Raw genomic sequence first — 21432 nt, forward strand, 5'->3', positions numbered from 1 at the left:
TGGGAACCTTGCGGGATGAAACGTACTACTCAAAAGTATAAGTTTCATTTAAAAAATCATTCTTTTGATTATGGCAAAATATGAAGTTTTCAAAATCTCCAAATAATTCTAAAACTTCATTTCGTTCTATTTTTGTCTCTTTATCAGATGTAAAAGCTTGATAAGATGAAAATCTAAAATCTTTAAAATTTATATCAAAATGATGTTTAGGATTCAGATGAATATAAATAATCAAATGCTTTAAATAGTTTTCGTTTTTTAATTGTATTCTTTTAAAATGCTTCTCGAACAAACTTCCCGTTCTGTTAGTTTGCTTATTAAATGCTTTTGCATAAGAATTGTATAGGTTTGAGAATGCCTGAGTAACCTCTTTCTCTTCTGAATTCAATCGAATGACGAAATGAAAATGATTATTCATCAGACAATATGCAAAGACTGAAACCTTATCGGATAAATATTTTGAGAACTGTTTTAGGAAATAAATTTTATTATTTTCATTTTCAAAAATATTTACTCCGTTAATTCCACGGTTATAAATATGGTAATAATAATCTTTTTCTAATACCTCCAACTTCATTTATTATCTTTTTTTTTCTCATCCTGCAAGGTTTTCAAAACCTTGTAGGTCTGCTAATTTATAACGTTGCCTATTTTATACCTACAAGGTTTTGGAAACCTTGCAGGAAAGCCAATCGAGACTATACTATTGCCCATATTCCTTAACCGCGTCAATAAACGCTTTCGCGTGATCAACAGGAATATTTGGTAAAATTCCGTGACCTAAATTTACGATATATTTATCTTTTCCGAATTCGTCGATCATTTCGTGAACCATTTTCTTAATCGTCGGAATTGGAGAAAGCAATCGTGACGGATCAAAATTTCCTTGTAAAGTAATGTTTCCACCAGACAAGTAACGTGCATTTCTAGCCGAACAAGTCCAGTCTACACCCAATGCCGAAGCTCTACTTTTACCCATTTCGCCAAGAGCAAACCAACATCCTTTTCCGAAAACAATAACCGGCGCGTGATCAGCCAAAGCTTCAACGATTTGGTTGATGTATTTCCATGAAAATTCCTGATAATCAACCGGAGAAAGCATTCCTCCCCAAGAATCAAAAATCTGAACGGCATCAACTCCCGCTTTTACTTTTTCTTTTAAGTATAGAATAGTTGTATCTGTAATTTTTTGTAATAAAGTATGTGCTGCAGCAGGGTTTGAAAAGCAGAAACCTTTTGCAGTATCAAAGCTTTTAGAGCCTTTTCCTTCAACAGCATAACAGAAAATTGTCCAAGGTGAACCAGCGAAGCCAATTAATGGCACTTCGTCGTTCAGCATTTCTTTAGTTAATTTAATGGCATCCATTACATAACCTAAACTTTCCTGAATGTCCGGAACATAAACTCTGTGAACATCAGCCAATGAACGAATTGGATTGGGTAAAAAGGGACCGAAATTTTCTTTCATTAAAACTTCAATTCCCATTGCTTGAGGTACAACCAAAATATCCGAAAATAAAATCGCTGCATCCGGTGCAATTCTGCGAATTGGCTGAACCGTAATTTCTGCAGCTAATTCCGGAGTCTGACAACGGGTAAAGAAATCATATTTATCACGCAAAGCGATGAATTCTGGTAAATATCTTCCGGCTTGACGCATCATCCATACAGGCGGGCGTTGAACAGTTTCTCCTTTTAATGCTTTTAAAAATAGGTCGTTTTTTAACATGTTTTTTATTTTAGGTGCAAAGTCACAAAGGGACAAAGTTGCAAAGGTTTATTTATATTCTTCAATTACGTCTTCAATCACATCTTCGACCGTTGGCTGATCTGCAATGATGATGTTTTTGGTAATTTTATGTAAAGCGTCTGCAGTAGTTTCTCCAATGCAAAAGCAGGTTTCTTTTTTGATGGTGTTGTCTTTCAAATAACTTTCAACACCAGACGGACTGAAAAATAAGATCGCGTCAACGGCTGTTTTTATTTTCTGAGGCGTTAATGATGTATCGTAAACCTGAATTTCATTGAATTTTACTTCAGCGTCTTTTAAAGCTTTTGGTAACGTTTCTCTTCGAAGATTTCCGCTGAAAAAAATAAAGCTTTCAGAACGATAAATCAAAGTGATAATTTCAGATAAATCTGAAGCGTAACCAGTGTAAGCCACCACATTAAAACCACTTTCAGATAAAAGAATCTTAGTTTTTAAACCAACGCAAAAAACGTTTTTACTTTTGAGTTCTTCCGCTTTTGGATGTGATAAAATACTGTGAACGGCATTTTGACTGGTGAAAATTAGATTTTCGTTGAGGTCTTTTAGTTCGAAAGATTTATTTTGAGTTTGAATGAAATCGGTATCAATAACTTCTAAACCAGCATTTGTTAACGCTTGTTTTTGTTCGCCCGATAGCTTTTTTGTGGATAATATCTGAATTGATTTTGCCATTATTTTTTTAAAGATTCTTTAATAGATTGCATCAATTCCGTTCCGCCATTGTTTAGAATTTCCTGTGCGGCGAAGAATCCTAGTTTTTTCCATTCTGAAATATCGACCGTTTTGTCGACTTCCAGTTTTTGTTTTCCATCAACAGAAAGCAAAACGCCCTGAAAATGTAAAGTGTCTTCGTCTTCATTATAAGTGACCAAAGCACCAATTGGAGCAGTACAACCACCTTCCAGCGTTCTTAAAAACTGACGTTCGATATACGTACAGATCTCCGTTTCAATATGATTTAACTGCGAAAGCGCATCTAAAGTATAATTGTCATTTTCCATTGCCACAACAAGCATCGCTCCTTGCGCCGGTGCCGGAATCATCCAATCTAAATTGATATAATTTTCTGGTTTTATGTTAATGCGCTCCAAACCTGCAGCAGCAAAAACAGCTCCATCCCAGTTATTGTCTTGTAGTTTTTGCATACGTGTGTTTACGTTTCCGCGTAAATCAACCACCGTATGGTTAGGATATTTATTGAGCCATAAGGCCTGACGACGCAAGCTTCCGGTTGCTATTGTACTTGGTTTCTCAAAATCCGGATTTCCTTTATGTACTAAAATGTCTAAAACATTGGCTCTTTCTAAAACCGCAGCCTGAACAATTCCTTGTGGTAATGCCGTTGGAACATCTTTCATAGAATGAACTGCAATATCGCAATCGCCGTTAATCATGGCAACATCAAGGGTTTTGGTAAAAATTCCTGTAATGCCAAGTTCGTAAAGCGGTTTGTCCAAAATAATATCACCTGTAGATTTTACCGCAACAATCTCGGTTTTATAACCCAAATCGTTTAGTTTTTTCTCGACAGTATGTGCTTGCCAAAGTGCCAATTCGCTATCGCGAGTCCCTATTCTGATTATTTTTTCAGCCATGTTTTAATTTTTTTCCACCATATAAGTCATATAAGTAAATTTAAGCATTGCGTAAATAACTATATTAAATGAACTTATATGACTTATATGGTGGAAAATTATGTTTTAAGATGCTTTTATTTTGAAGACTTTTTCGATCCATTCGATGCTTTCATCGACCATGGTGTCGTCGTCTTTTAAGTGGTTTGCGAAATGTGTAGTGATTTTTTGAATGATTCTGTTGCTGATGATTTCAGCCTGGGCTTCATTAAAATCAGTGATTTTTTTGCTTTGGAAGTTTAATTCTGAATCTTTAATCGCGTTCAGTTTTTCTTTTAAAGCGTTGATAGTTGGAGCAAATTTTCTGCCTTTCATCCAAACCACAAATTCTTCTTTTATTTCTTCAATGATTGCTTCTGCAGCCGGAATGTGTAATTTTCTGTTTTCCAACGTTTCATCTGTCAATTGCGACAAATAATCCATGTGAATTAAGGTTACGCCTTCTAATTCCTCTACGTTTTCATGAACGTTTTTCGGAATAGACAAATCTAAAATCAATAAAGGTTTTTTAAGATTTAAGATAGCTTTGTCAACTGTTGGGTTTTGCGCGCCAGTAGCCACAACCACAACATCAGCTTTTTGAAGTTCTAAATGAAGTTCCGAATAATCTTTAACAATCAAATTTAGTTTTCCGGCCAATTTCTCAGCTTTGTCTTTTGTTCGGTTGATTAAAGTAATATGTTCGTTTTTAGTATGTTTTACAAGATTCTCGCAAGTATTTCTTCCGATTTTTCCTGTTCCGAAAAGTAAAATATTTTTGTTTCCGATGTCTTCTACATTTTTCATAATGTATTGAACCGATGCAAAAGAAACCGAAGTTGCTCCAGAACTTATTTGAGTCTCGTTTTTGATTCTTTTGCTCGCCTGAATCACGGCGTTTACCAATCTTTCCATAAAAGTATTGGCCAAACCCATTGATTTAGAATGCGTGAAACTCGTTTTAATTTGAGATATAATTTCAAAATCGCCCAGAATTTGACTGTCTAAACCAGTTCCTACGCGAAACAAATGATTTATAGCTTCCTGATTTTTATAAACGAATCCCACTTTTTGGAAAGCATCTACAGATCCGTTACTATTATCGCAAATAAGTTTTATTAATTGAAATGGGTGTTCAGCAAAACCGTAGATTTCGGTTCTGTTGCAAGTTGAAGTGACAATTAAACTTTCTATTCCTTCTGTTTTAGCTTGTTCAAGCAAACGAGTCTTCGCAACTGCATCCAAACTAAATTGACCTCTTACCTCAGCATCAGCTTTTTTATAACTCAGACCAACTGAATAAAAATATAGGTGTTTCGGTACATTATTGTTTTCCATAAATTCACTTTCATAAAAGTGCAACAAAATTATTACTATAGTGGTTATAAAAGTAACGCTCAAAGTACTTTTTGTATCGCTGGGTGTTTTTTTGTTTCTAATCGTCTGTTTTTATGCAAAAAGAAGTATTTTTGTAGCAAAATCAAGTTGTTTGAAATGATTTGTTTAGAGTGATTCTAAATAACATATTCCAATTGCTATGATTTTCGTTTCAAAAAAATATCGCTATGAGTTCTCAGGAAATTATAAAAATTGAAGACGACTTTACGCTGATCCGTTTTCAAAACGACAGTTTAGAACCGTTTTTTGGACAGCACGAAGTGGGTAGTGGTCTGATACAGTTTCACTTCGGAATAAAAGGCAATGCCAAATTCCTGTTCAATCAAGGCTCTTATGCTCTTGATTTGAAGGAAGAAAAATCGTTGCTTTTGTACAATCCACAGAAAGAATTACCGCTGAATTTAGAACTCGCTCCAAATTCGTGGGTCATTTCTGTTATTGTATCCATCAAGAAATTTCACGCGTTGTTTTCTGCGGAAGCAGATTATATTACTTTTTTAAGTCCTGATAATAAGGATAAAAAGTATTATAACGAAGGAAATATCAGTCCTTCTATGGCTATTGTGTTGAGTCAGCTGTTTCATTATAACCTTCATCCATCGATAAAAAACCTTTATTATAAAGGAAAAGGATATGAATTATTGAGTTTGTATTTCAACAGAACCGAAGATCCAAACGCAGAACAATGTCCGTTTTTGATTGATGAAGATAATGTCTTGAAAATCCGAAGAGCCAAAGAAATTATCATCGCCAATATGGCCGAACCGCCAGGATTGCAAGAACTCGCAGATGAAATTGGTTTGAATTTGAAGAAACTCAAAATGGGTTTCAAACAAATTTACGGCGATACCGTTTACGGTTTTCTATTCGACTACAAAATGGATTTCGCCCGAAAACTTTTAGATAGCGGATCGTATAATGTTAACGAAGTGGGATTGAAAATCGGTTATAGTACCGGAAGTCATTTCATCGCAGCGTTCAAGAAAAAGTTTGCCACAACTCCAAAGAAGTATTTGATGTCGATTAATACGAATGTTTAGGTTTTTTGCCACAAATTTCACAAATTTCCACAAATAAAAAATTTGCCGAATCTGCGTGCGACAAAACTTAACAAATCGATTTTAGATATTTCACGATAACTAAAAAGTAATAATTATCATATTTCTAAAAAGTAGCAAGTTCTACTTTTGCCGAAAACTAAAACAAAAACAAAGCTTAAAGCCTAATGCTTAAAGCCTAAAGCAAAAAAATAATGAAAGGCGTATTATTAGTAAACTTAGGATCTCCGGAAAGTCCAACTACAAAAGATGTAAAACCGTACTTAGACGAATTTTTAATGGATAAATACGTGATCGATGTCCCGTATTTGTTGAGAGCTTTTTTAGTTCGTGGTATTATCCTTAGAAAAAGACCAGAAGAATCAGCACATGCATATGCTAAAATTTGGTGGGAAGAAGGTTCTCCGTTAGTGGTGCTGTCTGAACGAATGCAGAAAAAAGTACAGCCTTTGGTAAACGTTCCAGTTTCTTTGGCAATGCGTTATGGGACAATGACAATCGAAAAAGGGCTACAGGAATTGCACGATAAAGGCGTGACAGAAGTAATGCTTTTTCCATTGTATCCGCAATATGCAATGGCTTCGACTTTGACAATTTTAGTTAAAGCTGAAGAAATCCGTAAGAAGAAATTTCCGCACATGACTTTTACAGATGTTCCTGCGTTTTACAACAAACCAGATTATATCAAGAATTTGGCCGATTCGATTCAGAAACATTTAGTTGGTTTTGATTACGATCACCTGTTATTCTCGTATCACGGAATTCCGGAGCGTCATATTCGTAAGACAGATGTAACCAAGTCGCATTGTAAAATTGATGGCTCTTGCTGTAACACGCCTTCGCCGGCACATGATTTCTGTTACCGTCACCAATGTTATGAAACAACGAGACAAGTCATAAAATTATTAGGAATTCCGGCGGATAAATATAGTTTGACTTTTCAATCGCGTTTAGCTGGAGACAAATGGTTAGAACCTTATACCGATGTTGAAATTGATAACATGCCAGCAAAAGGAATTAAGAAATTAGCGGTTGTAACACCAGCTTTTGTTTCTGATTGTCTAGAAACACTGGAAGAAATCGCCATGCGCGCCAAAGAAGATTTTGAAGCAAAAGGAGGCGAAGAATTCTTAGCGATTCCATGTTTGAATGATGATGATGAGTGGTGTCAGACGGTTAGTAACTGGATAAATGAGTGGGCTAAATAATAATAAGTTTTTATAAATGAGTAGAATAAAATATTTTTCAGTGATACTTTTCGCTTTAGCGATTTTCGTTGCATGCAAAAAAAGAGACACTTTTGTAGATAATAGTTTTTTTGACAAAACATTTAAGTGGACAATTACTGTTCCGGACGATTATGAAAAGGTGAACCTAAAGGAAAAAGGAGAAATTAAAGGAGATACAACCTTAGTTAAAACGACACATTCTATAGTTGCCTTTAAAAGAAATAAAGAGAATTATTTCTCAGCGAATTATGAAGATTTTTCAGGAGACGCAAGATCACTTGATCTTAAGATGAAGTTAAAAGATTTTCTTCTTTTGAAAGATATTGGTAAGATTTATCCAAAAGGTCAACTGGGAGGTTATTCAACAGGAGTGGAGAATGTTTCAGGTTTGGATTTCAGAAAATCACAAATAACAATAACTGAAGAAGGAAAAACGGTTGCAACAATACTGATTTTTTCAAGAACTTTCAATGATAAAATCTTTGTGGCTTCAGTCGTATACGAAAATGAAGATTATGGGAAAGCTATGGCTGATCTTTTTGTACAATCTACATTTAAAAAATAAATGGAATATTATAACTACTTAAAATCACTGCATCTTATTTTTGTAATAACCTGGTTTGCGGGATTGTTTTATATTGTGCGTTTATTCGTTTATCAAATTGAAGCCAACGAAAAACCATCTCCTGAAAAGGAAATTTTACAAGCTCAGTATAAAATAATGGCCTACCGTTTGTGGTACATTATCACTTGGCCATCGGCAATTTTGGCCAGTATTTTTGCTTTTTGGATGTTGTTTTTTACCGATTTAGGAAACGCCTGGCTCAAAATGCCCTGGATGCACGTAAAATTGTGTTTTGTTTTCTTGCTGTATTTGTATCATTTAAAATGCCATCAAATTTTCAAGCAATTGCAAAATGATGAGGTAAAATATTCCAACAATTTCATGCGTTTATGGAATGAAGGAGCTACCATTATCTTATTTGCTGTAGTATTTCTGGTAGTTTTAAAAAGTGCCATCAACTGGATTTTCGGTGTAATCGGAATTGTTTTATTCTCGGTTTTAATCATGTTGGGATTTCGTTTTTACAAAAGAATTCGCGAAAGAAAATAGTTTTTTAGTTTCAAGTTTCAGGTTTCAAGTTGCCACCCGCGACGAAACCTGAAACTTGAAACCTGAAACAAACAAAACAAAACTATGTTTAACAACTTCAAAATGTCAATGCTTTCTCTTCGTGTAAGGATATTCCTTTCGATGATTGTATTGATTGTTGTAGCATCTTTTTTATTGGCTTCGATTTCGATTATTCAGTTTAAGAATGAAGCCAAAGAATACCATCAGGAACGTTTAGAACGTAAAGAAAATGCAGTAAAAGAACATATCAATTACGTGCTTTCGACTACGACATATCCGCTGAAAACTTCTAATTTAGATTTGATTTTTAAGGATAAGATCCACGAATTGGCTCAGATTCACAAAATCGAAATCAATATTTACAGCCTTGATGGAAAACTGCTGAAATCGTCGAAAGAATCTTTTGCGGTTGATAAAGTAGCGCCTCCAGTTCCGGATTATATTCTGAAATTGGTTAAATCGTCTATCGAAAAGCGCTTTGTAGATATTAAAACGATCGACGGAGTTAAAAACAGATCATCATACAGTTTGATTAAAGATGAAAAATTCAAACCACTCGGAATATTAAATCTCCCTTATTTAGAAGATGACGGTTATTATGACAATGAGTTGAATACTTTCCTGATTCGTTTAAGTCAGGTATATTCTTTTATGTTGATTGTCGCGTTTGCGTTAGCTTACTTCCTTTCAACATACATTACCAAATCGCTTAAAACGATTTCAGATAAATTGGAAGAAACCAATTTGGACCAGAAAAACGAAAAGATTGTTCTAGAAGCCAATAGTAAAGAAGTTAACTTCCTGATCAAGGCTTACAACGGAATGGTGGACAAACTCGAAACCAGTGCGATAAAACTAGCCCAAAGCGAGCGTGAAGAAGCCTGGCGTGAAATGGCGAAACAAGTAGCGCATGAAATTAAAAATCCGCTTACCCCGATGCGTTTGACGGTACAGAGTTATCAGAGAAAATTTGACCCGACAGATCCAGATGCCAAGCAGAAATTAAATGATTATTCTGAAACTTTAATCCAGCAAATAGATACTATGACGGCGGTGGCTTCGGCTTTTTCGAATTTTGCTTCAATGCCGGCTCAGCAAAATGAAACGTTGAATGTGGTTGAGGTTGTGGAATTGGCATTAGATATTTTCAACGAAGATTATATTGTTTTTGAAAGCGAAGAAGAGGAAATCATCTCCAAAATGGACCGAACGCAGTTAATACGTGTGATTACGAATCTGGTTAAGAATGCAACGCAGGCAATTCCGGAAAGTCAGTTCCATAAATCTATTTTGGTCACCGTTAAACGTATAGATAATACGGTGGAAATTGCGGTAAAAGACAACGGAATCGGAATTCAGAAATTGGATACCAGCCGAATTTTCGAACCAAAATTCACGACTAAAACCAGTGGAATGGGTCTTGGCCTCGGAATTATAAAAAACATCATCGAAAATTACAAAGGAACAATTACCTTTGAATCAACTTACGGAAAAGGAACCACATTCATCGTTTCTTTGCCTATCACAAACTCATAAAACCACGACCATGAACTACGAAAATCTTTTAATTTCTATTGAAGAAAAAATTGCTACCGTAACCATAAATAGACCTACAAAACTGAATGCCTTGAACAAAGCAACGATCAGTGACCTGAATAAAGCCATCAAATTATTAGGCAAAAATGATGAGGTTCGCGTTATCATTTTGACCGGAAGCGGCGAAAAAGCTTTTGTGGCTGGAGCTGATATTTCAGAGTTTGCCAATTATACAGTAGTTGAAGGGGCACAATTAGCTGCCGAAGGACAAGAATCACTTTTTGATTATATAGAAAACTTAAAGAAACCCGTAATTGCAGCCGTTAATGGTTTTGCACTTGGTGGTGGATTAGAATTAGCAATGGCATGTCATTTCAGAGTAGCATCAGACAATGCAAAAATGGGATTGCCGGAAGTAACTTTAGGATTGATTCCTGGTTATGGAGGAACACAGCGTTTGCCGCAATTAGTGGGTAAAGGCCGTGCGATGGAAATGATTATGACCGCTGCAATGATTTCTGCCGAAGAGGCTAAACAATACGGTTTAGTAAATCACGTAGTTCCTCAAGCCGAACTTCTTGAATTTACAAACGGAATCGCTCAAAAAATCATTAAAAATGCACCATTTGCTATAGGAAAAGCGATAAAAGCCATCAATGCCAATTTTAAAGATGGAAAAGATGGTTTTGAAACTGAAATAAAATCATTCGGAAAATGTTTCGGAACCCAGGATTTTAAAGAAGGAACTGCAGCATTTTTAGAGAAACGAAAAGCTGAATTTACAGGGAAATAGAATTATACCACAGAGTTGCACAAAGTTTTACACAGAGACACACAAAGTTTTTCCTTGTGCTCTTTGCGCAAATCTTTGCGGACTTTGCGGTTAAATAACACAATACAGAGATTCAAAAGGTTTTAAAAACTTAGAACCTTAGCATCTCAGAACCTTAGCACCTTAAAAAAAATGTACGAAACAATATTTGCTCTTTTTTGCGAACGCGTCAAAGAAAGCATTCAAAGCGGCACTTTTGCCAAACTTACATTAGCCAAAACGATTGGCGATACCGAGATTAAAAACATTTACTTCCGATTGGTTTTGAATGAAGACAATACGTATTCAATCTCTTTGACTTCACGTTACAAAACCGAAGAAATTGAAAGTATCCATACTTTAGATGAAGCTTTAATGGTTTTAGGAACTTATATCAAAAATCCGTTTTTGACGGCACTTTTGTTTACGACGGATAACGACGTAACATTCAAAGTAAATAAGAAAAACGCCGGAAGTATTATCGAACAAGAACCGACATTTAAAAATGCTTCGCCGGTAATGTTAGAAATGATTGAAAAAGGTATTGTTTAGTTTTTACTAATATTGAAGCTATAGCATTCAGTTTGTCAGGCTGAGCGAAGTCGAAGCCCGGTTCGCTGAGTCACTTTGCGAGACTTCGACTTCGCTCAGTCTGACAAACGAAAAAAATCAGTCCTTCGCGTTCCTCTGTGAAAAACCTCCGCGTATCTCTGTGGTATAACCCTTTCCTAAATAAGCTTCACAAACAAATTAGAGGCAATTTTATTCGAAATAGATAATTCCCTTCCATCAACTTTAATTTTAACGGATAAATCGAAAGATTCCTTAGAAAGAAATTCGATTTTAGATCCTAAAGCGATTTCCTGTTTGTCCAGGTATTTCAAAAACTCCGAAGAAGTATCTTTCACGCCCACACAAACCCCAATTTGATGTACTGATAATTCAGCAAGAAGCTGTTTTTCAATCTTAACGATTCGGCCATTCGCATCCGGAATCGGATCGCCGTGTGGATCTTCCGTTGGATTCCCAAGGAAATCATCCAAACGGTTAATCAATTGCTCTGATTTGATGTGTTCTAATTGTTCCGCAATATCGTGAACCTCATCCCAGCTAAAGTTTAGTTTCTCCACCAAAAAAACTTCCCACAAACGATGTTTTCGAACAATCATTTTGGCAGCCAGTTTTCCGTTTTCGGTTAAGGAAACACCCTGATATTTTTTATAATTTACTAAATCTTTATCTGCCAGCTTTTTAAGCATATCCGTAACCGATGAAGCTTTGGTTTCCATCATTTCCGCAATAGCGTTGGTGCTCACTTCAGTTTCCAAAGAAGCCGTAAGATGGTAGATAGATTTAAGATAGTTTTCTTCTGAAAAAGTCATTTTTTCTCTTTTTGAGGCACAAAGGTTCAAAGGGACAGAGGTTCAAAGTAAAAAAACCTTTGTCCCTTTGCAACTCTGGACCTTTGTGCCTAATTTATTTAACAATTAACAAAGGTATCGAAATTTTATGTCTCAATTTGTCTACGGTGGTACCAAATAAAATGTCTTTTAATCCGGTGTGGCCGTGCGTTCCCATGACTAAAATATCAAAATTTCCTTCGTTTATGATTTTCGGAATCACGCTGTTAGGTTTTCCAAAACCAAGTTCGGTTTTGATGCTGAAGCCCTTCTGCGAAAGCATTTCTTTGTACTCTAACAATAATTTCTCATCGATCGTGGTTTCATGATCATCAACATGGCCTCCATACATTAAGGCACCAACGGTTTCTACAATGTGAATTAAAGTATATTGCGTGTCAAGTCCTCCTAATTCAAAAGCCCTGTTCAAGGCAGATTCATCCGCTTTGGAGAAATCTACAGAGATTGCGATGTTTTTATAGCTCTGGCTTTCTTTTGGAGAAAATTGCAGTTTCAAATTGTGTGGAGAATGGTTCACAAATTTTGCCTGAGCTTTTACTATAAAAGGTTTTGCAATGATATAAAGCAGTAAAGCCAGAAACCCGAATGCAAGCGGAATAACCGTAAACCATAGTATCATTGGGTTACTAGCGCTTTCGAGCCACGAAGTTATTTCATCATAAACCAACTTGGCATTCAGCGAAACAATGATGGAAGCAATAATCCAGGAAACAACCTGAGTTAGTTTTGAAATATGAAAACCGTTCATTTTCGATTTATCGCTCACAAAATGTATCAGCGGGATAATAGCAAAACCCAATTGAAGACTCAAAATAACCTGACTTAGAATCAGTAGTTTCCCCGTGACGCTTTCCCCGTAAATATAAATCACGATTAAGGCGGGAACAATGGCAATTAAACGCGTAATGATACGGCGAACCCAAGGCTGAATGCGTAAATGAAGATAACCTTCCATTACAATTTGCCCAGCCAAGGTTCCGGTTACGGTTGAGCTTTGTCCAGCGGCAATTAAGGCAACGGCAAAGAGAATAGGTGCCCATTTGGTTCCTAATAATGGTTCCAGGAATTTATGCGCGTCCTGAATTTCAGCAACTTCAAACATTCCATTTTTATGAAAGGTAGCAGCGGCTAAGATTAAAATTGCTGCGTTTACAAAGAACGCAAGGTTCAGCGCAATCGTTGAGTCAATCAAATTGTATTTTAAGGCTTGTTTGATTCCGGCAGGACTCCGGTCAAATTTTCTGGTTTGCACCAAAGAAGAATGCAGATAAAGGTTGTGTGGCATTACAGTCGCTCCAATAATTCCGATCGCAATATATAAAGCGGCCGAATTTGGAATTGAAGGAACTAAACCTGCTATGATTTTTGAAACTTCCGGTTCGGCAAAAATCATTTCGAAAATAAAAGAAAACCCAATAATAGCAACCAAAGCAATTATAAAGGCCTCCATTTTTCGAATTCCTTTATTGATTAGAAATAATAAAAGGAAAGTATCTAAAACGGTAATTAAAACGCCTTCCATGAGCGGAATGTCAAATAAAAGATTGATTCCAATTGCCATTCCTAAAACTTCGGCCAAATCGCAGGCCGCAATGGCAATTTCTGCCAAAAAGTATAAAATGTAGTTGATGAATTTAGAATAGGTTTCTCTGGAAGCCTGTGCAAGGTCGCGCTGTGTTACGATTCCAAGACGGGCACTTAAACTTTGCAGTAACAAAGCCATTAAGTTACTCATTAACAAAACCCACACTAAAGTGTAGCCAAACTGGCTTCCGCCGGCAATATCTGTTGCCCAGTTTCCGGGATCCATATAACCAACACTTACTAAGTATGCGGGACCTAAAAAGGCTAATATTTTGCGGAATCCTGTCTTTTTATGCTCTGTTGCAACCGATTGGTTAACTTCTTCTAAAGATTTGGTCATTTTAAAAATGTTGTTTTAACAAATGTATATAAAAATTACATTCGCGCAACAATATTTTTAGACGAGTCTAAATCTTAAATGTTAGAATTGGAACAATTGGGACATAATCCTGACAACGTAAAGTTTATATCGTTCACTTTATAATTGTGCGGAATGATATAACTCGGCTTTACATTTTCAAGACAAGTTATTTCAAGACACTTTTCACAACTGAAGTGAGCGTGATTGTGAATGTGAACCCGCTGTGCATGATGATGACATTTTGCATATTTAACGGTTCCGTCAAGGTCAACAATTTTGTGGACAATATCGTCATTAACCAAGCGATCTAAAATTCTATAAACGGTGACGCGATCGCATAAAGTTTCGATTTGTTTGTAAATTTCTGTATGTGAAAGCGCGGTTTTAGATTTTCCAAAAATCTCTAAAACGGCCGTTTTTGCTGTGGTGTTTCTCGTTGTTTTCATTTTTTTTAATAAAAAATAATAACGCAACAATGTTGCATTTGATTTTTATATGTATATTTGCAACAAAATTGCATTAAGCAAATGTACACGAAATGAAGAAAACTACAACACCTTTTTACGATATTTTAGGAATTTCAAGCGCGACGATTTGTTTGGTGCATTGTCTGATTTTTCCGCTTCTGACTGTGCTGCCTTTAGGCATGAGTCACAATCCATTTATTGATTTGCTTTTCGCAACGATCGGGCTTTTTGCAATCTTTAAAATTATAAAAAAATCAGGACTATTAATAGCAACAATTTTGATTGTTTCAATGATGTTAATTTGGATCAGTGTTTTAAGCGAAATCATTCTGGATATTCATCTTGATCTGATTTTCATTGGCGGAATCGGAATGATCATCGGGCATTTGCTGAATTACAAAACACACAAAAGTAAAAATCATTAAAAGATAGCGTTATGGAACAGAAACATTTTGAAGTGATTATTGTAGGCGGAAGTTACAGCGGTCTTTCGGCGGCAATGAGTTTAGGGCGTTCTTTACGTAAGGTTTTGGTTATTGACAGCGGTTTGCCTTGTAACAGACAAACGCCACATTCGCATAATTTCATTACACAAGATGGGGAAGTGCCTGCTGTCATTTCGGCGAAAGCTAAATTACAAGTAGATTTTTATAAAACTGTTCAGTTTTACAGAGGACTTGCTGTTCAAGCAACAAAAACAAAAGACGGTTTCGAGATCAAAACAGATTCAGGAGAAACTTTCACTTCTAAAAAAGTGTTATTTGCAACAGGAGTAAAAGATTTGCTTCCAAAAATCGAAGGTTTGGCTGAATGTTGGGGCATTTCGGTCTTGCACTGTCCATACTGTCACGGATATGAAATGAAAACAAAGAAAACGGCTATCATCGCCAACGGAGAAATGGCTTTTGAATATGCAAAACTGATTTCGAATTGGACCAAAGATTTAAGATTGCTGACCAATGGAAAATCAAATTTAACAATGGAGCAAAAGGAAATTCTTCAACAGCATCAAATCGAAATCATTGAAGACGAAATTGAGTCCTTGGAGCATGAAAACGGAAATATCCAGCAAGTAATCTTCAAAAACCAATCAAAAACAACAGTAAAAGCGATTTATTTCAGACCACCTTTTGAACAGCATTGCGCTTTACCTTCAGATTTAGGTTGTGAAATTACTGAACAAGGTTTAATTAAAGTCGATATAATGCAGAAAACAACTCTTCCTGGAGTTTATGCAAGCGGGGATTGTGTTATTCAGGCAAGATCTGTGGCAATGGCGGTTTCTTCGGGATCCTTCGCCGGCGCTTCTATTAATAAAGAACTTATTGATGAAAGGTTTAGTTGATATTCTGGTCGATATTTTTAAACACATAGAAACATAGTTTTTGTAGTCGTTAAAAGGCGTTTCACTTGCATGTAAACATCCCGAAGCTTCGGGACTATGTGTGAAAGCTAGCTTTTTAAATTAATCTTCAATCTCAAACAAAATACTATGTTTCTATGTGTTTAAACAAAATTATAACATATTGATTTAAATTGAATTAAAAATTTCAGTTTCAGAATCATTGTTTGTCAAATTTAATTTTTAGTTTTGTCTAAATTTAATTTTATAATAATGAAAAACTCAATAGTAATATTGATTCTGTTTACTTTACAATTTTCTTTTGCGCAGGAAACCACTACCATTTCTGGTTTTGTAACTGGCGAAGGAAATAAAATACAAGCCGCGAACGTACATTTACTAGGTACTAAACAAAAAACAGTTACGGATAGTTTGGGATATTATTCTTTAGAAAATGTTGCGATAGGAAATCATACTATTCAGATTTCTCAAATGGGTTTTCAAACTTTAAAAAGGAAAATTCAAGTGATAAAAGATTCTATTCAATCTTATGATTTTGAACTGACCGATAATGAAAATCAACTTAACGAAGTGGTGGTTTCAGGAACTTTAAAAGCAGTCAAAAGGTTAGAAAGTGCTGTTCCGGTTGAGGTTTATTCGCCGGTTTTCTTTAAGAAGAATCCAACTCCGAGCATTTATGAAGCACTACAAAACATCAACGGTGTTCGGCCACAGCTTAATTGTGGTGTCTGCAATACGGGCGATATTCATATCAATGGTTTGGAAGGTCCTTATACTTTGGTTTTAATTGACGGAATGCCAATCGTGAGCAGTCTTTCGACGGTTTATGGTTTATCGGGAATTCCGAATTCGTTGGTAGAGCGAATTGAAATCGTAAAAGGTCCGGCTTCGTCTTTGTACGGAAGTGAAGCCGTTGGCGGTCTGATCAATATTATCACTAAAAACCCAACGAATGCGCCGGTTTTTGCTGCTGATGTTTTTACGACAACTTATTTAGAAACCAATGTCGATTTAGGAATGAAATTCAGTCCCACCAAAAAATCAATGACACTTTTGGGAATCAATTACTTTAATTACAATGAAGTGGTTGATAAAGACAAAGACAATTTTACAGACGTAACTTTGTCTGAACGGATTTCGGTTTTCAATAAATGGAGTTTTTTGCGAAATGAAAATCGACTTTTTACTATCGCGGCTCGTGGAATGTACGAAGATCGCTGGGGCGGTGATGTGCGCTGGGAGAAAAAATACCGAGGCGGCGATGAAATTTACGGCGAAAGTATTTATACCAAAAGAGGCGAATTAATAGGAAGTTATCAATTGCCATTTGAAGAAAAACTGATGCTTTCGTTCTCCGGAAATGTGCATTATCAGGACAGTCGTTACGGAACAACATCGTATATCGCGAATCAGAAAATTGGTTTTTTGCAATTGACCTGGGATAAAAAGTTGGGAAGAAACGATTTGCTTGCCGGAATTGCCAATCGCTATTCTTATTACGATGACAATACAACGGCAACAAAAGAAGCAGAAAGTACCTGGTTACCCGGAATTTTTGTTCAGGATGAAATCACGCTTTCGCCGAAAAGTCAGGTTTTATTGGGAATGCGATACGATTATAACTCAATTCATGGATCGATTTATACGCCAAGAGTAGCATATCGCTGGAAGAAAAATGAAAACACGATTTTCAGATTGAATGCCGGAACGGGTTTTCGTGTTGTGAATTTATTTACCGAAGATCACGCAGCATTAACTGGTTCGAGAGATGTTGTGATTCAGAATGATTTGAAACCGGAACAATCTGTAAATGCGAATCTGAATTACATTCAAAAAATAAATTTCGGAAACGGCACTTTTATCGGAATTGAAACAACGGCTTTTTATACCCGTTTCAGTAATAAAATCATATCTGATTACGAAACCGATCCGAATAAAATCATTTACGACAATATCAACGGTTACGCTATAAGTCAGGGAATCAGTACGAATGTGGATGTTAATTTTCCTTCGGGATTAAAGATGATTTTGGGAGCTACTGTTTTAGACAATAAAAATGTGGAAAACGGGGTTTCAGAACGACCTTTTTTAACCGAGAATTTTACGGCAACCTGGAGCGTTTCGTATAAAATAGAATCCTTAAATTTATTGTTGGATTATACCGGAAATGTTTACAGTCCGATGAAGTTGCCTTTACTGAGCGATTTAGATCCTAGAGATCCAAACTCGCCTTGGTATAGTATTCAGAATATTCAGTTTACGTATTCTGGATGGAAGAATTTTGAACTTTATGGAGGAATCAAGAACCTTTTGAATTTCACGCCAATGCAGAAAAATCCATTTTTGATTTCAAGAGCAAATGATCCTTTTGATAAAAATGTCCAATACGATTCGGCCGGAAAAGTATTGGTAACACCGGATAATCCATACGGTTTGACTTTTGATACAACTTATGTTTACGGGCAAAATCAGTCAATTCGCGGGTTTTTTGGATTGCGATATACTTTGAGATAAAGTTTAATCTGTGGCATCTGTGGCAAAAAATAACGAAATGAAAAAGCTAGCAATACTTATCTTCTTTTTTGGAATTACTTCAAATGGATTCTGTCAACTTCAAAGCAGATCTTTTGAGGCGATCGATAGTTTACAATTGATTCAAAAGAAGAAAATTATAGTTTTTATACATACCGATTGGTGCCAATATTGTCAAAAAATGAAAAGCACGACTTTTAAAAAGCAGGAAATTATCCAAAGTTTAAATTCAGATTTCTATTTTATTGATTTTAATGCAGAGGAGAAAAAGGATATTTCATTTAATAATCAAACATTTAAATACCAGCCAACAGGCAATAACGTTGGTGTTCATGAACTGGCTTTGCAACTCGGAACGATGAACAATCAAATTGTATATCCGGTTTTGTGTGTTTTGAATGAGAAAAATGAAATCATACTACAGTATAACAATTACCTCAGCCCAAAAGATTTTAAACTGCTTTTAGAAAAATTGAAAGAATAAAATTCCTTATTTTTGAGAATGAATTCTTCGCAAATAAAACATTTCAACTACATATTTACAGGAACAGGTTTGTCGACTTTGATGACCGTTTATAAAATGGTTTTGTCTGGAAAATTCAATGACAAGTCGATTTTGTTATTAGATGAAAGTCAAAAGAAAAGCAATGACAGAACCTGGTGTTTTTGGACAGAGAAGGAAACAATGTGGGATTCGATTATATCCAAAAAATGGAATTCGGCTTTGTTTGCGAATGAAGAATTCAAAAGAGATTTGGAGCTGAAACCTTATCAATACAATCAAATTCGGGGAATAGATTTTTACAATTTTGTTTTTGAAGCCATTTCTAAAGAATCAAATATTACTTTTTTAAATGAAAAAGTAACCGATATCAATGAATTGGAAACCCATGTTTTTGTGGGAACCGAAGAAAACAGATATACCTGTGATTACTTATTCAATAGTATTTATACGAAAGCTTTTGTTCAAACTCAAACCAAATATCCGGTTTTGCAACAGCATTTTGTGGGTTGGTTTGTGAAATCAGAAAATGAAATTTTCAATCCGGAACAGGCTACTTTCATGGATTTTTCGGTGGAACAAAAAGGAAATACGCGTTTTATGTATGTTTTGCCCACTTCGAAAACAGAAGCTTTGGTCGAATATACCTTATTTTCGGAGAATTTGCTTCCCAAAGAAGAATACGAAAAGGAGATTCAGCTTTATTTGCAGAAACTCGGAGCAGAGACATTTCAAATTATAAAAAAGGAGCAGGGAAGTATCCCGATGACTTGTTATCCTTTTTGGAAAATGAATACCAAAAGAGTTTTAAATATTGGAACTGCCGGCGGATGGACAAAGGCAAGTACCGGTTTTACTTTTAGAAATTCGGATAAAAAATCTTCAGCATTAATAGAATTTATTCAAAGCGAAAAGTTCAAAATGTCATCCTTTCATAAAAAGAACCGATTCTGGTTTTATGATTTACTGCTTTTGGATATTTTGTATCATCATAACGAATTAGGAAGCCCTGTTTTCTCCTCTTTATTTAAAAAAGGTAATCCTGCATTAGTTTTTAAGTTTTTGGACGAAGAAACGAGTTTATTGCAGGATGTTAAAGTTATTTTAAAGTGTCCCAAAATGCCATTTATAAAAGCTTTATTTAGAGTGATTTTTCTTTCAAAATAAATTTAACCATAAACAAAGCCTTTGAAAAATATTACTTTCGGTATTAGTTTCTTATTTACTCTTTTCTCATTTGCACAAGTATCAACAAATAAAGCGCACGACGCAATTGTTGAGGAATTTTTAACCAATTGTGCTCAAAAATATCATTATGGATTTGAAATGTCTGAGTGGCAAGCCTGTCTTGACCAAGGCTTGAAAAAAGACAGTACTGTTTCACGTTTATGGTTCAAATGTAAAAAATATGAAGTAGGAATGCAGTATCTGAATAAAGCGGTTTTCTACAATAAGCAGGAATGGCTACCTTATAGAGGCTTTATAAAATGCATATTTGCAAAGACTTATAAAGACGCCATTGTAGATTTGGAAGAATGTATAAAATTGTATGGAAACGGATATAGAATGGATCATCCTTATAGTTTTTATATTGGAATTTGTTACCTGCAGTTGAATGAATATGAAAAGGCTGAAAAACTTTTTGATGATTATGTCACAGATATTTACAAAAACAGACAGCAATTAGAGCATCCCACTGCGTATTTTTATCAAGCAATCGCTAAGTATGAATTGAAAAAATGGGATGAGGCAATTGCAATTTTTGATAAAGCACTCAAAATCTATCCGGAATTTTCGGATGCAAAATATTATAAAGCAATTTGCTTGTTTAAACTAGGAAAGTCAAAAGAAGAAGTTAATACTTTGATAGGTAGTGCCAAAGAAGATGCTGCAAAAGGATTTTCGATTAATGAAGATAATACGATTTATGAGACGTATCCGTATCAGAAAAAGTTTATTAAATAAGCTATATAAATAGGGTGTTTTTAAGTCACATTTTGACTTTAGACTTTATGACTTTACAACTTTCGACTAAACCCAATCGAACTATAACAAAACTTTATACTTCAAATTAAGTAGTTGCGCTTAAACTTTGTAACTTTGCAAAATCAAAAGTAAAATTTAAAAATAAACAATATGTATCCAGAAGAAATGGTAAAACCAATGCAAGCTGAATTGACTGCTGCAGGTTTTCAAGATTTACATAGTGCTGACGCTGTAGATAATGCTATCAAAGCTGAAGGTACCACTTTAGTTGTTGTAAACTCTGTTTGTGGTTGTGCTGCTAGAAATGCACGTCCGGGAGCAAAAATGAGTTTAGAAGGTGCTAAAAAACCAGATCACTTAATTACAGTTTTCGCAGGTGTTGACAAAGAAGCGGTTGATGCTGCAAGACAACATATGTTTCCTTTTCCTCCATCATCGCCTTCTATGGCTTTGTTCAAAAACGGAGAATTGGTTCACATGTTAGAGCGTCACCACATCGAAGGTCGTCCAGCTGAATTAATCGCTGAGAATTTGCAAGATGCGTTTAACGAATTCTGCTAATTAAGGTTCAAAGAAACAAAGGTACAGAGGTACAAAGGTTAAAAACAAAAAGCACTATTTTTATAGTGCTTTTTGTTTTTAATATCAGTTATAAAACCTTTGTA

General features: G+C 35.4%; 22 protein-coding genes. 14 read left to right on the plus strand and 8 right to left on the minus strand.

All coding sequences use genetic code 11. The features are described from left to right. Positions 1-25 precede the first annotated feature (25 nt). The 5 genes from IRZ99_RS06505 to hemA form a co-directional block, all read right to left on the minus strand. On the minus strand, positions 26-577 hold the full coding sequence (locus tag IRZ99_RS06505) for a transposase (protein WP_194656479.1): 552 nt from the start codon (positions 575-577) through the stop codon (positions 26-28). 126 nt (positions 578-703) lie between these two features. Continuing rightward, positions 704-1729 (minus strand): uroporphyrinogen decarboxylase, encoded by a 1026-nt coding sequence (gene hemE, locus IRZ99_RS06510; protein WP_194656480.1) that lies wholly within the window; start codon positions 1727-1729, stop codon positions 704-706. A gap of 48 nt (positions 1730-1777) precedes the next feature. Next, positions 1778-2443, minus strand: a complete 666-nt coding sequence (locus IRZ99_RS06515; RefSeq protein WP_194656481.1) for a uroporphyrinogen-III synthase — start codon at positions 2441-2443, stop codon at positions 1778-1780. Then, a complete protein-coding gene (gene hemC / locus IRZ99_RS06520; protein ID WP_194656482.1) occupies positions 2443-3366 on the minus strand; it encodes a hydroxymethylbilane synthase in 924 nt (307 codons plus the stop codon). The genes IRZ99_RS06515 and hemC overlap by 1 nt, the downstream gene beginning before the upstream one ends. A 105-nt stretch (positions 3367-3471) precedes the next feature. Beyond that, positions 3472-4722 carry a glutamyl-tRNA reductase gene (gene hemA, locus IRZ99_RS06525; protein ID WP_194656483.1) on the minus strand — a complete coding sequence of 417 codons (1251 nt, stop codon included), beginning with the start codon at positions 4720-4722 and terminating at the stop codon, positions 3472-3474. Between the two features lie 227 nt (positions 4723-4949). Between hemA and IRZ99_RS06530 the strand changes: the two genes are divergently transcribed. The 7 genes from IRZ99_RS06530 to IRZ99_RS06560 all read left to right on the plus strand — a co-directional run bounded on the left by IRZ99_RS06530 (position 4950) and on the right by IRZ99_RS06560 (position 11103). Next, positions 4950-5822 (plus strand): AraC family transcriptional regulator, encoded by an 873-nt coding sequence (locus tag IRZ99_RS06530; protein WP_074660184.1) that lies wholly within the window; start codon positions 4950-4952, stop codon positions 5820-5822. A 212-nt stretch (positions 5823-6034) separates the two neighbouring features. After that, positions 6035-7048 (plus strand): ferrochelatase, encoded by a 1014-nt coding sequence (hemH, locus tag IRZ99_RS06535; RefSeq protein WP_194656484.1) that lies wholly within the window; start codon positions 6035-6037, stop codon positions 7046-7048. Positions 7049-7064: 16 nt separating this feature from the next. Continuing rightward, a complete protein-coding gene (locus IRZ99_RS06540; protein ID WP_194656485.1) occupies positions 7065-7634 on the plus strand; it encodes a hypothetical protein in 570 nt (189 codons plus the stop codon). Next, complete coding sequence (locus IRZ99_RS06545; protein ID WP_194656486.1) at positions 7635-8183, plus strand: CopD family protein; 549 nt, start codon at positions 7635-7637, stop codon at positions 8181-8183. It begins immediately after the preceding gene. Between the two features lie 141 nt (positions 8184-8324). After that, positions 8325-9740, plus strand: a complete 1416-nt coding sequence (locus tag IRZ99_RS06550; RefSeq protein ID WP_194656521.1) for a HAMP domain-containing sensor histidine kinase — start codon at positions 8325-8327, stop codon at positions 9738-9740. A gap of 10 nt (positions 9741-9750) precedes the next feature. Continuing rightward, on the plus strand, positions 9751-10533 hold the full coding sequence (locus tag IRZ99_RS06555) for an enoyl-CoA hydratase/isomerase family protein (protein WP_194656487.1): 783 nt from the start codon (positions 9751-9753) through the stop codon (positions 10531-10533). Between the two features lie 171 nt (positions 10534-10704). Further along, positions 10705-11103, plus strand: coding sequence for a hypothetical protein (locus IRZ99_RS06560; protein WP_194656488.1), 399 nt, complete (start codon positions 10705-10707; stop codon positions 11101-11103). 176 nt (positions 11104-11279) lie between these two features. Here IRZ99_RS06560 and IRZ99_RS06565 read toward each other — a convergent pair whose 3' ends face one another. The 3 genes from IRZ99_RS06565 to IRZ99_RS06575 form a co-directional block, all read right to left on the minus strand. Further along, positions 11280-11933: a metal-dependent transcriptional regulator gene (locus IRZ99_RS06565; protein WP_194656489.1), complete on the minus strand. Its 654-nt coding sequence runs from the start codon at positions 11931-11933 to the stop codon at positions 11280-11282. 94 nt (positions 11934-12027) lie between these two features. Then, positions 12028-13896: an Nramp family divalent metal transporter gene (locus IRZ99_RS06570; protein WP_194656490.1), complete on the minus strand. Its 1869-nt coding sequence runs from the start codon at positions 13894-13896 to the stop codon at positions 12028-12030. A gap of 74 nt (positions 13897-13970) precedes the next feature. After that, positions 13971-14363 carry a Fur family transcriptional regulator gene (locus tag IRZ99_RS06575; RefSeq protein ID WP_194656491.1) on the minus strand — a complete coding sequence of 131 codons (393 nt, stop codon included), beginning with the start codon at positions 14361-14363 and terminating at the stop codon, positions 13971-13973. A 92-nt stretch (positions 14364-14455) separates the two neighbouring features. Here IRZ99_RS06575 and IRZ99_RS06580 point away from each other — a divergent pair, with 92 nt between their 5' ends. The 7 genes from IRZ99_RS06580 to IRZ99_RS06610 all read left to right on the plus strand — a co-directional run bounded on the left by IRZ99_RS06580 (position 14456) and on the right by IRZ99_RS06610 (position 21328). Then, entirely contained in the window at positions 14456-14809 is a 354-nt protein-coding gene (locus IRZ99_RS06580; protein WP_194656492.1) for a MerC family mercury resistance protein, read from the plus strand. 11 nt (positions 14810-14820) lie between these two features. Continuing rightward, positions 14821-15729 carry an NAD(P)/FAD-dependent oxidoreductase gene (locus tag IRZ99_RS06585; protein WP_194656493.1) on the plus strand — a complete coding sequence of 303 codons (909 nt, stop codon included), beginning with the start codon at positions 14821-14823 and terminating at the stop codon, positions 15727-15729. A gap of 270 nt (positions 15730-15999) precedes the next feature. After that, complete coding sequence (locus tag IRZ99_RS06590) at positions 16000-18261, plus strand: TonB-dependent receptor (protein ID WP_194656494.1); 2262 nt, start codon at positions 16000-16002, stop codon at positions 18259-18261. A gap of 37 nt (positions 18262-18298) precedes the next feature. After that, complete coding sequence (locus tag IRZ99_RS06595; protein ID WP_194656495.1) at positions 18299-18763, plus strand: thioredoxin family protein; 465 nt, start codon at positions 18299-18301, stop codon at positions 18761-18763. An 18-nt stretch (positions 18764-18781) separates the two neighbouring features. Then, positions 18782-19948 (plus strand): lycopene cyclase family protein, encoded by a 1167-nt coding sequence (locus IRZ99_RS06600; RefSeq protein WP_194656496.1) that lies wholly within the window; start codon positions 18782-18784, stop codon positions 19946-19948. A 21-nt stretch (positions 19949-19969) separates the two neighbouring features. Beyond that, on the plus strand, positions 19970-20746 hold the full coding sequence (locus IRZ99_RS06605; protein ID WP_194656497.1) for a tetratricopeptide repeat protein: 777 nt from the start codon (positions 19970-19972) through the stop codon (positions 20744-20746). Positions 20747-20917: 171 nt separating this feature from the next. Further along, positions 20918-21328 carry a BrxA/BrxB family bacilliredoxin gene (locus tag IRZ99_RS06610; protein ID WP_026982321.1) on the plus strand — a complete coding sequence of 137 codons (411 nt, stop codon included), beginning with the start codon at positions 20918-20920 and terminating at the stop codon, positions 21326-21328. Positions 21329-21432 lie beyond the last annotated feature (104 nt).

Source organism: Flavobacterium sp. LC2016-12, assembly GCF_015351595.1.
Classification (GTDB): domain Bacteria; phylum Bacteroidota; class Bacteroidia; order Flavobacteriales; family Flavobacteriaceae; genus Flavobacterium.